This is a genomic window from Cupriavidus sp. L7L, assembly GCF_004353535.1.
In the GTDB taxonomy this organism is placed as follows: domain Bacteria; phylum Pseudomonadota; class Gammaproteobacteria; order Burkholderiales; family Burkholderiaceae; genus Cupriavidus; species Cupriavidus oxalaticus_A.
Map to the genome: position 1 here is coordinate 74715 of NZ_SMNY01000048.1, position 18014 is coordinate 92728.

17 protein-coding genes and 1 pseudogene are annotated in these 18014 nt (G+C 66.6%); 10 read left to right on the forward strand and 8 right to left on the reverse strand.

What is annotated here, in order from left to right:
• Positions 1–35: 35 nt before the first annotated feature.
• Entirely contained in the window at positions 36–1250 is a 1215-nt protein-coding gene (locus E1J61_RS31545) for a M20 aminoacylase family protein (RefSeq protein WP_133097791.1), read from the forward strand.
• On the opposite strand, the gene E1J61_RS31550 is transcribed toward E1J61_RS31545, so the two are convergent.
• The gene (locus E1J61_RS31550) at positions 1251–1976 is read right to left on the reverse strand and encodes a hypothetical protein (RefSeq protein ID WP_133097792.1); all 726 of its coding nucleotides are present in this window, start codon (positions 1974–1976) and stop codon (positions 1251–1253) included. It lies immediately after the preceding gene.
• 294 nt (positions 1977–2270) lie between these two features.
• On the opposite strand from E1J61_RS31550, the gene gcl reads away from it, so the two are divergent.
• The 7 genes and pseudogenes from gcl to E1J61_RS31585 all read left to right on the forward strand — a co-directional run.
• Complete coding sequence (gene gcl / locus E1J61_RS31555) at positions 2271–4055, forward strand: glyoxylate carboligase (RefSeq protein WP_133097793.1); 1785 nt, start codon at positions 2271–2273, stop codon at positions 4053–4055.
• Positions 4056–4183: 128 nt separating this feature from the next.
• Entirely contained in the window at positions 4184–4966 is a 783-nt protein-coding gene (hyi, locus tag E1J61_RS31560) for a hydroxypyruvate isomerase (protein ID WP_133097794.1), read from the forward strand.
• Positions 4967–5036: 70 nt separating this feature from the next.
• Positions 5037–5957 (forward strand): 2-hydroxy-3-oxopropionate reductase, encoded by a 921-nt coding sequence (locus E1J61_RS31565; protein WP_133097795.1) that lies wholly within the window; start codon positions 5037–5039, stop codon positions 5955–5957.
• Positions 5958–6038: 81 nt separating this feature from the next.
• On the forward strand, positions 6039–7361 hold the full coding sequence (locus tag E1J61_RS31570; RefSeq protein ID WP_133097796.1) for a glycerate kinase: 1323 nt from the start codon (positions 6039–6041) through the stop codon (positions 7359–7361).
• Between the two features lie 74 nt (positions 7362–7435).
• Entirely contained in the window at positions 7436–8899 is a 1464-nt protein-coding gene (gene pyk / locus E1J61_RS31575; RefSeq protein ID WP_133097797.1) for a pyruvate kinase, read from the forward strand.
• A 266-nt stretch (positions 8900–9165) separates the two neighbouring features.
• Positions 9166–10035 (forward strand): neutral zinc metallopeptidase, encoded by an 870-nt coding sequence (locus E1J61_RS31580; protein ID WP_133097798.1) that lies wholly within the window; start codon positions 9166–9168, stop codon positions 10033–10035.
• 58 nt (positions 10036–10093) lie between these two features.
• Positions 10094–10276: pseudogene (locus tag E1J61_RS31585) on the forward strand (hypothetical protein); the annotation flags it as partial.
• A gap of 205 nt (positions 10277–10481) precedes the next feature.
• Here the strand turns inward: E1J61_RS31585 and E1J61_RS31590 are convergent.
• The 3 genes from E1J61_RS31590 to E1J61_RS31600 all read right to left on the reverse strand — a co-directional run bounded on the left by E1J61_RS31590 (position 10482) and on the right by E1J61_RS31600 (position 12566).
• A complete protein-coding gene (locus E1J61_RS31590; RefSeq protein ID WP_029046599.1) occupies positions 10482–10895 on the reverse strand; it encodes a hypothetical protein in 414 nt (137 codons plus the stop codon).
• Positions 10896–11162: 267 nt separating this feature from the next.
• On the reverse strand, positions 11163–11615 hold the full coding sequence (rnk, locus tag E1J61_RS31595; protein ID WP_135706119.1) for a nucleoside diphosphate kinase regulator: 453 nt from the start codon (positions 11613–11615) through the stop codon (positions 11163–11165).
• Positions 11616–12092: 477 nt separating this feature from the next.
• Positions 12093–12566: a Cd(II)/Pb(II)-responsive transcriptional regulator gene (locus tag E1J61_RS31600; protein ID WP_133097801.1), complete on the reverse strand. Its 474-nt coding sequence runs from the start codon at positions 12564–12566 to the stop codon at positions 12093–12095.
• 191 nt (positions 12567–12757) lie between these two features.
• Here E1J61_RS31600 and E1J61_RS31605 point away from each other — a divergent pair, with 191 nt between their 5' ends.
• On the forward strand, positions 12758–13132 hold the full coding sequence (locus E1J61_RS31605) for a hypothetical protein (protein ID WP_133097802.1): 375 nt from the start codon (positions 12758–12760) through the stop codon (positions 13130–13132).
• A 142-nt stretch (positions 13133–13274) separates the two neighbouring features.
• Complete coding sequence (gene htpX / locus E1J61_RS31610) at positions 13275–14153, forward strand: protease HtpX (protein WP_133097803.1); 879 nt, start codon at positions 13275–13277, stop codon at positions 14151–14153.
• Positions 14154–14178: 25 nt separating this feature from the next.
• Here htpX and arfB read toward each other — a convergent pair whose 3' ends face one another.
• The 4 genes from arfB to E1J61_RS31630 form a co-directional block, all read right to left on the reverse strand.
• On the reverse strand, positions 14179–14583 hold the full coding sequence (arfB, locus tag E1J61_RS31615) for an alternative ribosome rescue aminoacyl-tRNA hydrolase ArfB (protein WP_133097804.1): 405 nt from the start codon (positions 14581–14583) through the stop codon (positions 14179–14181).
• 39 nt (positions 14584–14622) lie between these two features.
• Complete coding sequence (locus E1J61_RS31620) at positions 14623–15450, reverse strand: MipA/OmpV family protein (protein ID WP_133097805.1); 828 nt, start codon at positions 15448–15450, stop codon at positions 14623–14625.
• Positions 15451–15879: 429 nt separating this feature from the next.
• Positions 15880–16077: a diguanylate cyclase gene (locus E1J61_RS38490; protein ID WP_243737061.1), complete on the reverse strand. Its 198-nt coding sequence runs from the start codon at positions 16075–16077 to the stop codon at positions 15880–15882.
• Between the two features lie 369 nt (positions 16078–16446).
• Positions 16447–17799: a PD-(D/E)XK nuclease family protein gene (locus E1J61_RS31630; protein WP_133097806.1), complete on the reverse strand. Its 1353-nt coding sequence runs from the start codon at positions 17797–17799 to the stop codon at positions 16447–16449.
• Positions 17800–18014: the final 215 nt, after the last annotated feature.

An 18014-nucleotide genomic window follows, 5' to 3' on the forward strand; every position in this document is an offset into this window, starting at 1 on the left:
CACTGAACCCTGACCATTTTCCGGAGACCGAACCCATGACCCGCGCACCGACGCTCCAGCCGTTCCAGTACCTGCCGCACCTGCTGCCGGCGCTCGGCATCGACGCCGAAACCTTCGTCGGCATCCGCCGCCAGATCCACGCGCAGCCCGAACTGGGCTTCGAGGTGGGGGCGACCAGCAAGCTGGTGGCGACGCTGCTGGCCGAATGGGGCTACGAGGTCCACACCGGCATCGGCAAGAGCGGCGTGGTCGGGCAGCTCAAGCGCGGCAGCGGCGCGCGCCGCCTCGGCATCCGCGCCGACATGGACGCGCTGCCGATCACCGAGGCCACCGGCCTGCCCTACGCCAGCCGCGTGCCCGGCAAGATGCACGCGTGCGGCCACGACGGCCATACTGCAATTTTGCTGGCGGCGGCCAGGGCGATTGCCGACCAGCCCGAATTCGACGGCACGCTCAACCTGATCTTCCAGCCCGACGAAGAGAACCTGTGCGGCGCGCGCGCGATGATCGAGGACGGGCTGTTCGAGCGCTTTCCGTGCGATGCGATCTTCGCGCTGCACAACATGCCGGGCGTGCCGGCGGGATCGTTCCGCGTGCTGCCTGGGCCGGTGAGCCTGTCGTCGGACGTGGCCGACGTGACCGTGCGCGGCGTGGGCGGCCACGGCGCGATGCCGCACCGCGCGCGCGACCCGATCGCGGCGGCGGCGGCCATCGTCACCGCGCTGCAGACCGTGGTGGCGCGCAATGTCGCACCGGACGATACCGCCGTGGTGTCAGTCGGCTTTATTCGCGGCGGCGCCACGCACAACGTGATTCCGGAAGCCGTGACGCTGGGGCTCAACGTGCGCGCCGCGCGGCCCGAGACCCGTGCGCTGGTCGAGCAGCGCATCCGCGAGATCGTCGCGCTGACGGCACAGGCACATGGCGTGGAGGCGGAGATCGACTACCGCCAGCTGACGCCGCCGATGGTCAACGCCGAAGCCGAAACGCTGCTGGCGCAGCGCGTCTGCACCGAGCTGGTCGGCGCGGACAACGTGGTCACGCAGGCGCCAAAGGGACTCAACGGCAGCGAGGACTTTGCGTGGATGCTCAACGCAGTGCCGGGGTGCTACCTGATCCTCGGCAACGGCGAAGGCGAATTCGGCGGCTGCATGGTGCACAACCCCGGCTACGACTTCAACGACGCGGTGCTGCCGCTGGGCGCGGCGGCCTGGGTGCGGCTGGTGCAGACCTATCTCGCCGCGGCCTGATCACGCTTCGCGTGCAGCGGCGGCGCGTTGCGCGCGCCGCGCATCCAGTTCGGCGTTCATCCGCGCGGCTTCGCCCAGCACGTAGGCCAGCCGCCGCAACGGCCGGCTGCACTGCACATGCAGGTACAGGTAGCTGGCGCCGCCGGCGACCAGCATTACGCCATAGCCCCACAGCAACGTCGGCACCGCCTGCTCCGGACGCGGCAAGGCGCGCCACGCGCCGGCCAGCACCACCGCGGCGGGCGCCAGAGCCAGCAGCAGGCCCACGGTACGTGCAGCCCCCTCCCATAGCCGCAGCTGCAAGGCCACGCGCCTTTGGCGCGCTTCCAGCTGCGCCGGCGGGATGCGCGCCAGCTGCCGCAGCAGCGCGTCCTCGGCCGCGCGCTGGCGGTCCATTTCCCGGGCTTGCCAGCGCAGCGGGTTGCGCAGCCTGGCCAGCACCGGGCGCGTGCGCGCCAGCCCGGCGCCCACATAGCAGGCGGCCGCCGCGGCCAGGAACGCCTCGAAGGCGCGCAGCGACCACGGTGGCACCGGGTGCTTCAGCCACAGCCGCCACGCGGCCAGCGCACCGCCGCCGAGCAGGGTCGCCACCAGCGCGACGATAAAGCCGATCCACAGCAAGCGGGCCAGCCCGCCTGCCGGCGCGCGCTCCGATGGCGGCGCGGGCGCGCTGGAGACGTCAAGCGCTTCAAGCAGTTCGTAGGTCGGCGGCAGCCTGGAATACATGATCGGCACGGGCAACGGGATGCCGCCATTTTCGCCGCCTGGGCACGTGCCGGATAGACACCGCGCCGGGTAGCCGCGGGGCGCACCCACCGCTGCGCAGCGTGGCCGCTTCATCACACCGCATATCCAATTGCATACGCCGGCGTGCTATCGACGACCGTCTCATCGGGCTTCCAAGGCCACATTCCATACCCGAAGTATCGAATCAACTGATCGTCCTTCTGTTTATCCCGCCCGGGTTGGGGGAATAGGATCGACTCCAATGCGAATCCCACCACCATTGGAGACAAGATCATGGCAAAGATGAGAGCAATCGACGCGGCCATCGCGGTTCTGGAGAAGGAAGGCGTGACCACGGCGTTCGGCGTGCCGGGCGCAGCGATCAACCCGTTCTACTCGGCGATGCGCAAGTCGGGCAACATCAGCCACGTGCTGGCCCGCCACGTCGAAGGCGCCTCGCACATGGCCGAGGGCTACACCCGCGCCGAGCCGGGAAATATCGGCGTCTGCGTCGGCACTTCGGGCCCCGCCGGCACCGACATGATCACCGGCCTGTACTCGGCCTGGGCGGACTCGATCCCCATCCTCTGCATCACCGGCCAGGCCCCGCGCGCCCGCCTGTACAAGGAGGACTTCCAGGCCGTCGACATCGAGTCGATCGCCAAGCCCGTGACCAAGTGGGCCGTGACCGTGCGCGAGCCGGCACTGGTGCCGCAAGTGTTCCAGCAAGCGTTTCACATCATGCGCTCGGGCCGCCCGGGTCCGGTGCTGATCGACCTGCCGTTCGACGTGCAGGTCGCCGAGATCGAATTCGATCCCGACACCTACCAGTCGCTGCAGCCATACAAGCCGGCCGCCTCGCGCGCCCAGATCGAAAAGGCCATCGCGATGCTGAACGCGGCCGAGCGCCCGCTGATCGTCTGCGGCGGCGGCGTGATCAACGCTGACGCTTCGGAGCTGCTGGTCGAGTTCGCCGAGCTGGTCAACGTGCCGGTGGTGCCGACGCTGATGGGCTGGGGCGTGCTGGCCGACGACCACCCGCTGCAAGCCGGCATGGTCGGCCTGCAGACCTCGCACCGCTACGGCAACGCCACGCTGCTGGCTTCGGACTTCGTGATGGGCATCGGCAACCGCTGGGCCAACCGCCACACCGGCAGCGTCGATGTCTACACCAAGGGCCGCAAGTTCGTGCACGTCGATATCGAGCCCACCCAGATCGGCCGCGTGTTCGGCCCCGACCTGGGCATCGTCTCCGACGCCAAGGCCGCGCTGGAGCTGTTCGTCGAAGTCGCCCGCGAAATGAAGATGGCCGGCCGCCTGCCGTGCCGCAAGTCGTGGGTCGCCGACGTGCAGAAGCGCCGCCGCACCATGCAGCGCAAGAGCGACTTCGACAACGTGCCGGTCAAGCCTCAACGCGTGTACCGCGAGATGAACCAGTACTTCCCGCGCGACGTGCGTTATGTCAGCACCATCGGCCTGTCGCAGATCGCCGCTGCGCAGTTCCTGTCGGTGAACCAGCCGCGCCACTGGATCAACTGCGGCCAGGCCGGCCCGCTGGGCTGGACCATCCCGGCCGCGATCGGCGTGAAGACCGCTTCGCCGAACTCGGACGTGGTGGCGATCTCGGGCGACTATGACTTCCAGTTCATGATCGAGGAACTGGCCGTGGCCGCGCAGTTCAAGGTGCCGTACATCCACGTGGTGGTGAACAACTCCTACCTCGGCCTGATCCGCCAGGCGCAGCGCAACTTCGAGATGGACTACTGCGTGCAGCTGGCCTTCGACAACGTCAACTCGCCCGAGCTGAACGGCTATGGCGTGGACCACGTCAAGGTGGTGGAAGGCCTGGGTTGCAAGGCGATCCGCGTGTTCAAGCCGGAAGACATCGCCCCCGCCTTTGCTGAAGCGCGCGACCTGATGGCCGAGTTCTCGGTGCCGGTGGTGGTCGAGGTGATCCTGGAGCGTGTGACCAATATCGCGATGGGCACCGAGATCGACAACATCAACGAGTTCGAGCCGATCGAAGACATCGAGGATGCGGACGAGGCCATCCTGAACGAAGAAGTGGAAACGGCGTAAGGCTCCACAGCCCCTTGCAGTCCGACACGTCATTCCCGCGGAGGCGGGAATCCAGCGTCTTTGAAAGTCACTGGGTTCCCGCCTCCGCGGGAACGACGAACAAAAACCAAGTCACAGGAGATGACAAAATGACCAAACTTGCGGCCAACCTCACCATGCTGTTCAACGAAGTGGGCTTTCTCGACCGCTTCGAAGCCGCCGCGCGCGCGGGCTTCCGCGGCGTGGAGTTCCTCTTCCCGTATGCGTTCCACGCGGACCAGATCGCTGACCGCCTGAACCGCTTCCAGCTGGACCTGGTGCTGCACAACCTGCCCGCCGGCAAGTGGGACGCGGGCGAGCGCGGCATTGCGTGCCACCCGGACCGTGCCGGCGAATTCCAGGACGGCGTGGGCGAGGCCATCAAGTACGCCAAGGTGCTGGGCGTGCGCCAGCTGAACTGCCTGGTCGGCATCCTGCCGCAGAACGTCAAGCGCGAACAGGCCCAGGAAACGCTGGTGGAAAACCTGCGCTTCGCCGCCGGCGCGCTGGCCGCCGAGCATATCGACCTGCTGGTCGAGCCGATCAACACCTTCGACATTCCCGGCTTCTTCCTGTCGCGCACCCAGCAGGCAGTCGACCTGATCAACCAGGTCAACGCGCCCAACCTGTACGTGCAGTACGACATCTATCACATGCAGCGGATGGAGGGCGAGATCGCCAACACCATCAAGGCCAACCTGCCGAAGATCAGGCACGTGCAGCTGGCCGACAACCCGGGCCGCAACGAGCCGGGCACGGGCGAGCTGAACTACCAGTATTTGTTCAAGTTCCTGGACGAGATCGGCTACACCGGCTGGATCGGCTGCGAATACAAGCCGAAGACCACCACCGAAGCCGGCCTGGGCTGGCGCGCCGCGCACGGCGTGCAGTAAGCCCCCGCGGTAACCCGCTACCACCTACTCGAACCAAGACAGACTTACTCTCAAGCAAGGAGACATCAATATGGCAAACCTACGCAACGTCGGCTTCATCGGCCTGGGCATCATGGGCGCACCGATGGCGGGCCACCTGCGCGCCGCCGGCCACACGCTGTTCGTGCATGACGTCAACCCGGCCCCGCAAGCGCTGGTCGATGCAGGCGTGACCGTCTGCACCAGCGCCGAGGAAGTCGCCAAGCGCGCCGACATCATCGTCATCATGGTGCCGGACACGCCGCACGTCGAGGCCGTGCTGTTTGCCGACAAGGGCGTTGCCGCCGCGCTGAAGGCCGCCGGCAAGGAAGCCAGCTACGGCAAGATCGTGGTCGACATGAGCTCGATCTCGCCGATCGCCACCAAGGACTTCGCCGCGCGCATCAACAAGCTGGGCGCTTCGTACCTGGACGCCCCGGTGTCGGGCGGTGAAGTCGGCGCCAAGGCCGCATCGCTGACGATCATGGTCGGCGGCCCGCAGGAGGCCTTCGACCAGGTCAAGCCGCTGTTCGAGCTGATGGGCAAGAACATCACGCTGGTGGGCGGCAACGGCGACGGCCAGACCACCAAGGTGGCCAACCAGATCATCGTCGCACTGAACATCCAGGCTGTGTCCGAAGCGCTGCTGTTCGCCTCCAAGGCGGGCGCCGATCCGGCCAAGGTGCGCGAGGCGCTGATGGGCGGCTTTGCGGCCTCCCGCATCCTGGAAGTGCATGGCGATCGCATGGTCAAGCGCACCTTCGATCCGGGCTTCCGCATCGAACTGCACCAGAAGGACCTGAACCTGGCGCTGCAGGGTGCCAAGGCGCTGGGCGTGGCACTGCCCAACACCGCCACCGCGCAGGAGCTGTTCAACACCTGCTCGGCCAACGGCCTTGGCAAGCAGGACCACTCGGCCCTGTGCCGCGCGATCGAGATCATGTCTAACCATCAGATCGCCAACGCCAAGTAAGCAGCAACCCCGTCGTCCCCGCCCCGCGGGGACGACTAGCTTTCGCAGTCAGCCAGTACCTCGTCAGCACCAGGATTCTTCATGCTCGCCACCGAACCCCAAGCCGCGCTGCTGTCGCCCCAGCGCACGGCAGCCCATCCCGGACAAATCAATCCGCGCGCGCTGCTGCGCGACCTGTTCGATACCGCGGTCGCTTCCGTCAGCGCCAGCCACTGCCTGCCGCCGCACCTGCCCGCGCCGCCCAAGGGCCGCACCGTGGTGATCGGCGCCGGCAAGGCCGCCGCCGCGATGGCGCAAGCGGTGGAAGCGAACTGGCAAGGCGAGCTGTCGGGGCTGGTGGTGACGCGCTACGGCCATGGTGCCGATTGCAAGCGGATCGAAGTGGTCGAAGCCGCCCACCCTGTTCCCGACGAAGCCGGCGCACGCGCCGCGCAGCGCATGGTGGAACTGGTGCAGGGCCTGACCGCCGACGACCTGGTGCTGTGCCTGATTTCCGGCGGCGGCTCCGCGCTGCTGGCCGCGCCCGCGCCGGGCCTGACGCTGGCCGACAAGCAAGCCGTGAACAAGGCGCTGCTCAAGAGCGGCGCTAGCATCGGCGAGATGAACTGCGTGCGCAAGCACCTGTCCGCGCTCAAGGGCGGACGCCTGGCGCTGCACTGCGCGCCGGCGCGCGTGGAGACGCTGCTGATTTCCGATATTCCGGGCGATGACCCGACCCTCATCGCCAGCGGCCCGACGCTGCCCGATGCGACTACCTGCGCCGATGCGCTGGCCGTGATCGCCAAGTACGGCATCGACGTGCCCGCCAATGTGCGCGCGCACCTGGAGAGCGGCGCGGGTGAAACGCCCAAGCCCGGCGACGCGCGCTTCAACGGCCACCGCAGCGTGACGCTGGCGACCGCGCAACAATCGCTGGAAGCCGCCGCGGCGCGCGCGCGCGAACTGGGCTTCGAGGCCCACATCCTGTCCGACTGCATCGAGGGCGAAGCGCGCGAAGTGGCCGAAGTCCACGCCGCCATCGCGCGCCAGGTCGCCCAGCGCGGCCAGCCCTTCAGCAAGCCGTGCGTGCTGCTGTCCGGTGGCGAGACCACCGTGACCGTGCGCGGCAAGGGCCGCGGCGGGCGCAATGCGGAGTTCCTGCTGTCGCTGGCGGTGGCGCTCGACGGCCTGCCCGGCGTGCATGCGATTGCCGGCGATACCGATGGCATCGACGGCTCGGAAGACAACGCCGGCGCGCTGCTGTCGCCCGACACGCTGACCCGCGCCGCCGGGCGTGGCCTGAATGCGCGCGCGCATCTGGAGAACAACGACGGCTACGGCTTCTTTGCCGGCGTGGACGACCTGATCGTCACCGGCCCGACCCGTACCAACGTGAACGACTTCCGCGCGATCCTGATCGTCTGACGATCGCCGCCAACGTAGTACCGACTGACTCGCGGCGCCGAAGCGCCGCAACCGAGAATGGAAGAGGAGACATCATGAGACGCCAGCGCAAAGCGAAGATCGTGGCCACGCTCGGCCCCGCCAGCACCGACATCGCGGCGATCCGCGCGCTGTTCGAGGCCGGCGCGGACGTGTTCCGCCTGAACTTCAGCCACGGCACGCACGACGACCACCGCGCGCGCTACGACGCGGTGCGCCAGATCGAGGCCGAGACCGGCCGTCCCATCGCCGTGCTGGCTGACCTGCAGGGTCCCAAGCTGCGCATCGGCACCTTCGCCGCGGGCAAGGTCGCGGTGCGCACCGGCGACGTGTTCGTGCTCGACAGCGATCCAACCCCGGGCGACGGCACCCGCGTCTACCTGCCGCACCCCGAGCTGTTCGAAGCCGCGCAGCCGGGCCAGTCGCTGCTGATCGACGACGGCAAGGTGCGCCTGGCGATCGAGTCGGTCACCACTGGCACCATCACCACGCGCGTGGCCAACAACGGCACGCTGTCCGACCGCAAGGGCGTGAACGTGCCCGACGCGGTGATCCCCATCCCCGCGCTGACGGCGAAGGACCGCAAGGACCTGGACTTCGCGCTGTCGCTGGGCGCGGACTGGATCGGGCTGTCGTTCGTGCAGCGTCCGTCGGATATCGTCGAGGCGCGCGAGATCGTCGGCACCCGTGCCGGCATCCTGTCCAAGATCGAGAAGCCGGCCGCGCTGCAGCAGCTGGAAGAGATCGTGCGCGTGTCCGACTCGGTGATGGTGGCGCGCGGCGACCTGGGCGTTGAGCTGCCGCCCGAGCGCGTGCCCGGCGTGCAGAAGCGCATCCTGCGCGTGTGCCGCCAGCTGGGCAAGCCGGTGGTGATCGCCACGCAGATGCTGGAATCGATGATCGACTCGCCGGTACCGACGCGCGCCGAAGCGTCGGACGTGGCCAGCGCGATCTACGAAGGCGCCGATGCGGTAATGCTGTCGGCCGAGTCAGCCAACGGCCGCTACCCGGTGCAGGCGGTGTCGATGATGAACCGCATCGTCACCGAGGTCGAGCGCGACCCGCTGTACCGCAACCTGCTCGACGCGCAGCACGAGACCCCGCTGAACACGCGCCAGGACGCGATCTGCGCCGCGCTGCGCGAGGTCACGCAGATCATCGGCGCGGCGGCCACGGTGACCTATACGTCGTCGGGCGCCACCGCGCTGCGCGCCGCGCGCGAGCGGCCGTGCGCGCCGATCGTCAGCATCACGCCCAACCTGGACATCGCGCGCCGGCTGGCGATCGCGTGGGGCATCCACTCCACCGTGAGCCCGGACGTGCAGAGCGTCGACGAGATGGTCGAGGCCGCGACGCGCGCGGCGCTGGTGGAAGGCTACGCCGCGCCGGGCGACCAGATCACCATCGCGGCCGGCATGCCGTTCGGCCAGGGCGGGACGACCAACCTGCTGCGCGTGGCGGAAGTCGGCGCCAGCGCAGTGGCCACGGCCTCGTCCACGCGGGAAGCCGCATTGGCCTAGCCGACGCACCAGCGTCCCGTCGCGGGACGCTCAGGCAGTGACCGGACCGGGCGCAAGCCCGGTTTCTTATGTTTGCCGCACACCGCCCGCGTTGCCCGTCTCCAGGGCGATCGGGTGGTGTTTTTTTTGGGGCGCAGAAAGGCAAAAGAGGCGTACAAAAAGGGGGGCGGTTTTGGGCGCACGCGGGCCGCCCGAGCCCATTGCTATACTGACTTTCAACCCGGCAAATCCCGGATCTCCCTCACATTGCCCCAGGAGCCTGCAACATGCGCCTCGATGACGAAGCCGAAAGCCAGCACGTAGAAGACCGCCGCGGCGGATTCGGCGGGCTGGGCGGCAAGTCGATCGGCATTGGCACGGTCATCGTCGCGTTGGCCGCGTCGTATTTCTTCGGCATCGACCCGATGCTGATCATGCAGGGCGCATCGGTGCTGCAAGGCTCTGGCCAGCAGCAACAGCAGCAGCAGGCCAACCGCCCGCCCGCCACCGACCAGATGACGGTGTTCACGCGCAAGGTGCTGGGCAATACCGAGCGCACCTGGCAACACATCTTCGAGACCGAGCTGAACCGCCGCTACGCACCGCCGACGCTGGTGCTGTTCTCCGGCGCCACGCCGACCGCGTGCGGCACCGGCCAGTCGGCGATGGGCCCGTTCTACTGCCCCGGCGACCAGAAGGTCTATATCGACCTGGCTTTCTATGACGAACTGCGCAAGCGCTTTGGCGCCAGCGGCGACTTTGCCCAGGCGTACGTGATCGCGCACGAGATCGGCCACCATGTGCAGAACCTGCTGGGCGTGTCCGAAAAGGTCGACGCCGCGCGCCGCCGCATGGGCGAGGCGCAGGCCAACCAGCTGTCGGTGCGCATGGAACTGCAGGCCGATTGCCTGGCCGGCGTGTGGGCCGCCACCGCGCAGCGCGCCAACCAGCAACTGCTGGAACCGGGCGATATCGAGGAAGGCCTGAAGGCCGCCGCCGCCATCGGCGATGACCGGCTGCAACGCCGGTCGCAAGGCTATGTCGTGCCGGAGGCCTTTACCCACGGCTCCAGCGAACAGCGCGTGCGCTGGCTGCGCCGCGGCATCGAGTCGGGTGACGTCCGCAAGTGCGACACCTTCGCCGCGCGCGAGCCCTGAAGCCTTAGCCCAAGGGCACCCCAACGCCGGAGGGGTGCGCGGCGCGAAGGGCGTGACCAGCGTGGTGGAGGCCGCCGGGCGCGCGGCTGGCCAGCGCCTGCGCCCGGTGGTGATGACCTCGCTGGCGTTCGTGCTGGGTACGCTGGCGGTGCCGCTGCTGTACGCGGCGATCGCGCGCAGGCTGCCAAAGGCGCAGGCGGAGCGGCACGACGCCGCTGCCACGCAGCCGCCGGCGGCATGAGACGCGCGCAGGCTATCGCAGCCGTGGGCTTGCAATCAGCACAATCGGACAAAGAGGAGAAAGACGGGGGAGAAAAACGCCTGCCAGGCGAAGAGAGAAGGAGGAGGAGGTCGGCCGGGCAGGCGGGAGAGAAAACGTGCGGCCACCGTGGTGGCCGCTTCAGGTCAGGCGAGGACCGGAAAGGTCAGGCGTTCGGCTGTGCCGCTCAGACGCGATAGCCGTACAGCGAGCCGTCACCCGTGCGCGAGTTGTCGAGCGCGCGGTCAGCGATATCGCCGCTGAAGGTGTGCGTACCTTCGCTGAAGGTATCGAACTTGCCTTGCTTGGAGATCTCGCCGCTGAAGGTATGCGTGCCTTCGGTGAAGGTGTCGAACTTGCCACCCTGGCGCGAGCCTTCCGAATACACATCGAAGCGGCCGGTGCGGGCGCCATCGGTATATGTATCGAACTTGCCTTGCTTGGCGCCGTCGGTGTAAACGTCGTACTTGCCGGCGCGCAGCGCATCGGCATACACATCAAACTTGCCGACCTTGCTGGTGGCGGGGGCAGCCAACGCCGCAGCGGACGCGGCCACTGCCGCGAACACAAGCGCGCCGCCAAGGATACGTCTGGCGATCATTTCGGGACTCCTTCAACTGATTTCGTCGGTCTTATTTTTTGGCCGGGTGAAACTCCGACCGCCCGGCAATCTATGTTGCGATGCGAGCACGGACTGAAGATTAGTCACAGTGCGCGCAAGCAGAAATGCCGCTGCGACGAATGGTGCGTTGCGAGTCGTGAAACGACTCGCTTGCCGATGAATGGTGTCCACGGAGCGCCGGTTGCACGCAGGCGGCTGGGCTTGCGTGTGGCCCGGCCGGCACGCGCCGGCGGGCGCGCGCTGCGCTCAGAGCGTGTACTGGCCGCTGGCTTCCGGCTGGAAAGCGATCTCGCCGATCGTCACCTGCTGCTCACGGCCGTCCGGCAGGCGGTAGCCGACGGTCTGGCCGGCACGTGCGCCCAGCAACGCCTGGCCCACCGGCGACAGCACCGACAGCCGGCCGGCGTCGAAATCGGCCGCATCCGGGTAGACCAGCGTCCAGTTGCGCGGCGACGGATCGCCAGGCAGCGTGCACACCAGGCGCGAGTTCATGGTGACCACATCGGTCGGGATTTCGTCAGGCGCAACGATCGTGGCGCGCGCCAGCAGGCTGTCGAGCATGTCTTCGAGCTGGGTCGATCCGGCGCGGCTGGCGATGCGCTCAAGGCGCGTGACGTCGAGCTCGGTCAGGTACAGCGACGGGGTCGCCACCTGAGTGGATCGTGTGGTTTTGGCGGATTGCTTCTTGGTGGCCTTCATGGCGGATCCTCCGGCAGTCATGGATTGGCGCGGCCCGGCCGCATGAACGTGGCGGGCGGCAGCGCGGTCAGGTCTTGGCTTTGCGCAGCAGCGCGAATATCGACGGTGCCGGCGACGTGTCAGTCGTCGGCAACCATGGAGAGGCTGGCTCGGGCCCGGTTCGGCCCGGGCCCCGTGTGGGGGAGAGTCAGGCTGGGAACCGGGCGGATGCAGGCGGTGCGCTGATCCGGCGCGGGGACATGGCGAACGCGGACGCGCGCGGGCGGCCGGTCCGCTGCAGGCGGACAGGCGCGTCGGTCATCGGCGTCAGGCGATCGTTCACGGTCATGTGGAAAAGATTGGAGTGCGGCGGCCATCTGGCCGTAAGGCCGGCAACGTAAGTCATTGCTTACCATCCAAGGCGCCGCCCGGGCTCGTGCACCGCTGTGGTGCGATCACGGTGACAGTCATCGTAGCACAGCGATGCGTCCGCGTACCTCACCCATTGGCGGCATGCCCGCTATCGTCGGCGCTATCGTGCGCGCCAGGATGGCATTCACAGGCGGCCCCGGCGGCGGCCTGCTGCAGGTTCTGCAGGATGCCGCATTCGCTGGCGGGCTGGTGGTGGTGATGGTGGCAGGTTTCGCGCAGTGCGCGCAACTGCCCTTCCAGCGCTTCGAGCGCCACCCGCTGTGCATGGATCTGCGCGATCTGGCGGTCCAGCAGCGTGTTGATGTCGTCACAATCCTGCGACGGGTTGCGCTCGAACTCGCGCAGCCTGCGCACGTCCGACAGGCTCATGCCGAGCGAGCGGCAATGGCGCACGAAGTTCAGCTGCACCAGGTGGCCGTCGTCATAGCGCCGGTAGCCGTTGGCCTCGCGCCGCGGGGCGTCGAGCAGCCCCTCGCGTTCGTAATAGCGGATGGTCTCGACATCGCAGCCGCTGGTACGGGAAAGCTCGCCGATACGCATGGTGGAAGTCCTGTCTTGGAAGATCGAATCCTGTAATCGCTCCAGGGTTTTGGCTAGTGTAGGGCAGCCTGCGCAACCTTGCAGCGGCGTGCGGCAGCCGGCGCCGACGTCATGGCGCATCCTGTAGAATCCCTCAACACCACCGATAAGTCGTCCCCCAATTGCGTTCGCTCCGGCTTCTCCTGCTGGTCATGATGCTGGCCTTCCTGCCCCTGCCGGGCTGGGCGGGCGCGCTCGCGCACGCCGCGGGTACGATCGGCGACGGGCTGGCGGCGTCCGCCACCGCACCGGCTGCAAGTGCAGCCGACAAAATGTCCGACCAAAGGTCCGATGACATGGCCGGCGATGTCGCGCAAGCTGAACCGTCCGTCCTGGCCGATTCCGTCCCTTCTCCCGAATCCCCCGAGCCGCAACCGCAGCCCGGCGCCGACCTTGCCGAGCAACTGCTGCCGGCATCTCCGCTGCGCCTGGCAGCGTGGGCGGGCCGCGCCGGCCCGCCGCGCTACGCCGGCGCCGCGCTGCCCGAACCCGACCTGCCGCTGCTGCCCCGCCCGCCGCGCGCCTGAGCGTGCGCGGCCGCGGTTGTCCGCGTCCGCCGTTTCCTGCGCGCCGTGCCGCGGGTGCGGTGCGCGCTTGCGGCTCGTCCGCATCCCCGCCGTAGTTGCTCCACATCCACTTCGATTGCACTCGACTGCATTCCATACACACATGAAACGCGTACTGCTTTTCCTGGCGACCAACATCGCCGTCATGGTCGTCCTCAGCATCACCGCCAGCGTGCTCGGCGTGAACCGCTTCCTGACCGCCAACGGCCTGAACCTGGGCATGCTGCTGGCCTTTGCGGCGCTGATGGGCTTTGGCGGCTCGTTTATCTCGCTGCTGATGTCCAAGACCATCGCCAAGTGGTCCACCGGCGCGCAGGTCATCACCCACCCGAGCACCAGCACCGAGCTGTGGCTGGTGCAGACGGTGGAAAAGCTGGCGCAGCGCGCCGGCTTGCCCATGCCCGAGGTGGCGATCTACGACGGCGAACCCAACGCCTTCGCCACCGGCGCAACCAAGAACAGCTCGCTGGTGGCGGTGTCCACCGGTCTGCTGCAATCGATGTCGCACGAGGAAGTGGAGGCGGTGCTGGCGCACGAGGTCGCGCACGTGGCCAACGGCGACATGGTCACGCTGACGCTGATCCAGGGCGTGGTCAACACCTTCGTCATCTTCCTGGCGCGCGTGGTCGGCTACTTCGTCGATTCGATGCTGCGCAAGAACGACGAAGAATCGAGCGGCCCCGGCATCGGCTACATGGTGACCGTGATCGTCTGCGAGATCGTGTTCGGCATCCTGGCCAGCATCATCGTGGCGTGGTTCTCGCGCCAGCGCGAATTCCGCGCCGATGCCGGCGCATCGGGCCTGATGGGTTCGCCCACGCCGATGGTCTCGGCGTTGCGCCGCCTGGGCGGCCTGGAGCCGGACGGACTGCCGCAGAACATGCAGGCCATGGGCATTGCCGGCGGCAAGTCGTGGATGGCGCTGTTCTCCAGCCATCCGCCGATCGAGGAACGCATTGCCGCGCTACAGTCGGCCCGCTGACCTAAGGCTGGCCTCGCAAGCGGGGCTAGTCGAGCACCCTGCCGCGCAGCGCCTTGACCTGGCTGCGCTGGCTCTTGCCTTCCAGCCTGCGCCGGCGCGATGCCAGCGTCGGACGCGTGGCGCGCCGCACGCGCGGCGGGGTGGCCACGCTGCGCACCAGTTCATGCAGGCGCCGCACCGCTTCGTCGCGGTTCTGCTCGAGGCTGCGGTATTGCTGCGCCTTGATCACCACCACGCCGTCGCGCGTGATGCGGTGATCGTGCAGGGCCAGAAGGCGTTCCTTATGGTCGGGCGGCAGCGAAGAGTCCCGCACGTCGTAACGCAGGTGCACGGCGTTGGATACCTTGTTGATATTCTGGCCGCCCGCGCCTTGCGCGCGGATCGCGGTGATCAGGTATTCGTGGTGGGGAATGACTAGCTCGTCGACCATGGCTGCATCATAGCAAGCCGGCCCCGCGCCGGACCGCACCTAGCGCCACGAATAAGCCAGGCCGATGCCATAGGTAATCTGGTTGCGCGTGCCGCGCTGCGTGACGATCGGGCTGTCGGCCGCGTCGCCGGCCAGCCGCTGCGCGTAGACCATCGCGCCGCCATACCAGTGCTTGTCGAACTGGTAGATCATCGCCAGCCAGCCCGTAAACTGCTCCAGCCCGCCGCCCGGGCTGTAGACGGGCAGGCCGCTGGCTGCCGAATCCGCCGGCGTTACGCCGAAGTAGGTACGGTTGAAGCTGCCGCTGACCCAGGTCGCGCCCAGGCCCATGCCCGCGTAGATGCGCTGGTGCAGCGGCATCCAGAAGGTGCCGGTGGCGGTGACGCGGCTGCCGCCGTAAACGATGCCGGCATTGGTCATCACGTTGATGCCGCCGCGCAGCCGCCACGGGACGCGGCCAGGGTTCAGGTATTCATAGCCGATGTACCCGCCCGCCTCCACCGTGCTGTCGATCTCGTGCACCTGCGCCACCACCGGATCGTCGACATTGTTGCGGCCCAGCCGCAGCCCTACCGCCGGCCCCCACTGGAATCCCGTCAGGCCGCCGAAATTGAACTGTGCATACGGCCCATACCATTCCAGCAGGCGGCCGCCCGGGGTCACGTAGCGCACGCCGGGCACCACGCCGATCATGCGGTCCTTGCCGCCGGCGAACTCGGTGGTAGAGCCGACGCCGAGGCCGACCATGTTCGGCAGCGATCCTGGCAGGCTGACCGGCGCGGCCTCGCCGGGATGCGCGGCCACGGCCAGCGCAATGCCGGCCAACGCGCCGCGCAGCCAGCGCGGGAGGCTTGTCGAGATAACCATGACAGGGCATTCGGGACAGGGTGTGGTCGGGTGAATCTATCAGCATGGCCGTGGCGCAAGGTGGCGGGACCGTCATGAAACTTTTTGCGCCGCGAGTTAAGTGCACGCCGATATCCATGCCAGCAGTGGCGATATCCATACCTGGCAGCCTCGATCATTCCTTATCTGGCAATGACGCATCGAGTTCTTTGCCTCTTATTCCGGATAGCACATGATGAGTTCAGCTTTCGCTGACCTCCGCCCCCCTGCTGCTGCGCACCGCCTCGCACCTGAGCGCGGTGCTGGCAGCCAGCGCGCTATCGTTGGGGCTGCTGCTGTGGGTCACGCTGCAGGGCTTCCGCAAGCTGTTTTCGCACTACCTCGCCCGCGGCGAAGCGCTGCGCGAACTGGCCGAGACCGACGCGCTGACCGGGCTGGCCAACCGCCGCGTTATTCGAGGCGCGTTTTGCCATCCGCGGCAGCAGCACGGCGAATTCCTCGCCGCCGATGCGCGCCCGGCACGTCGATGGCCCGCACGGTCGCGCGCATCACGTCGGCCAGCTTCTTCAGCACGCGGTCGCCGCTGGCGTGGCCCCAGTTGTCGTTGATGCGCTTGAAGCGGTCAATATCGACCATCAGCATCGACATCGGCGTCTTATCGCGCAGGCTGTGGTTGTGCGTTGTTGTTCTTCGCGGCGGCGGTGGCGGCGGAGGAAAAGCGGGAAATCCGGATGGGATTGGCGCGCCATACAGGACGTGGCTGGGCACTGGGAGGAAATTGTGCGTTGGCCAGAGCAGAAGCGGAGAGGGGCTTCGAGCTAGAACGCGGTAGTGGGCTCAAGAGGCATCGGACATGCACAAAGTTACATATCTGATGCCTACAACGCATCTGCCATGGGCATTTGCATTGTAATCATGAATGATTCGTCACTTCAGACTAACGCATTGACGGCAGGTTGGAGGAGTCTCCCAAGATTATATGAAGGCTTTTGTCCCGGCTTTTGCCAAGGTGAAAGCTTAGCCCTTCCCAAGCGTTGGTGTAAGAAGGGCGTGAAGTGTGCGGTAAAGTGTAGCGACCTTCTCGACGAGTTGGTCTTCCCCAATGTTCTCCACGTGTCCAAACCGCCGCCGCCTGGCATCTTGCCGCCTTGTCATGTCCTTTGGGTATTTGATTGCCAACGCGCTGCGGATTGGGGTTTCGATGCCACTTTCCCTCAAGTGATGTGGTCTGAACTGAACGCAGATCTTGTAGCGCCTGGCCGCAGCGCCGAACTCCACATCATCATCTTCGTCTGCTTGCATTTGAGTAATCAAAATGCAGATAGGCCAGAGAATCCGACCGCGCTCATCGGGCTCCGTCCTCATCAACTTCTCCCAGGACTCATCAATCACGAAAGCCTCGCGTTTGTGCGGGCGAACGTCCGGTCGAAGATTGGCGATTGCTGTTTTCAGGTCATGCTTCAGGAAAGAAAAGGTTTTCTGGCCCCGAAGCTTCAATGCTAGGTCTTTATGCTGATGAGTCCAGATCCATAACTGGCTAGCGTGGCCGTCCATGCGAAGATCTTTAGCCACGGGGTGCCGCCTTGCTCGTGCGACGCCAATGTCAGCCACGACGTCACGGTGATCGCGCACCAACGCTGACAGGAGTGCCTCGAGCTCCTCTTCGTCCTTGGATTTGTATTCTGCCTGGCGCCGGCAGTACGCGATGACGAGTTGCTGCCCTGCCTCTATCCCCTTCTCAACCCGTGCCTCGGCCCGACGTGCGGCTTTCTCCAACCAACCATAGTCTAGATACGCCCAACGCCTGATCTCTCGCGATGCGGCAGGGGTGGACGGAGTATCCTCGACGTCCTTATAGCGATCGAGCAGCACAAAGCCGGTCTTGTAGCCAGGGAAGGGGCCGCGCACCTTCGCGGTCAGTCTTGTTGCGCCGTCGCGGTACGACTTAAGCTGTTCAGTGCTCCACTTCCGGCCGGCCTTGTTCTCGACAAGGAGGACGAACTTGTGAACTGGGTCGACGAGGAATAAGTCCTGTCGTCCAGCATTGCTCACCATAGCTCGTTCGCGCACCACTATAAGCGACTGAAATCCCGCAACAGCGATCCGACCAGGCGTCCAGTAGGCCAGGAGTTCTTGCTCCCCTCCGGCGTCCCGATTGGCCTCGTGGGCCGCGGTGAGGAAGTCCTTGAAAATCGCCTCGCCTTGGCCATGTCCTTCCCGGGGATCGAACAACCATTGCAGAATGCTCGAATGCTGGTTCTCATTTGGGCGAATCAATTCAAAGACGTCGTCCACGCGTCGGGATGCCTCAATCGCGCGCGACAGGGTGGGGTCTGTGAGAAAGTGCTCGAATTGCTCTTGGGTCGCCATTGTCGAATTATTGGAGGTAGCGCCCTATTATGCCAATGTGAGATGCGCCTTACGTTATATTTCGGCAGTAGAATCCACGGAGCGTTTCAAGCGATGGGACGGTACCCCAAACTAAAGATTGGGAGATACATGACGGAGGAAGTCTGCCGAGCCGCGCTCGACAGCACGTTTTTCTCCTGGCACAGGCCGGAAGCAAGGAAGCGGACGCCCTTGTC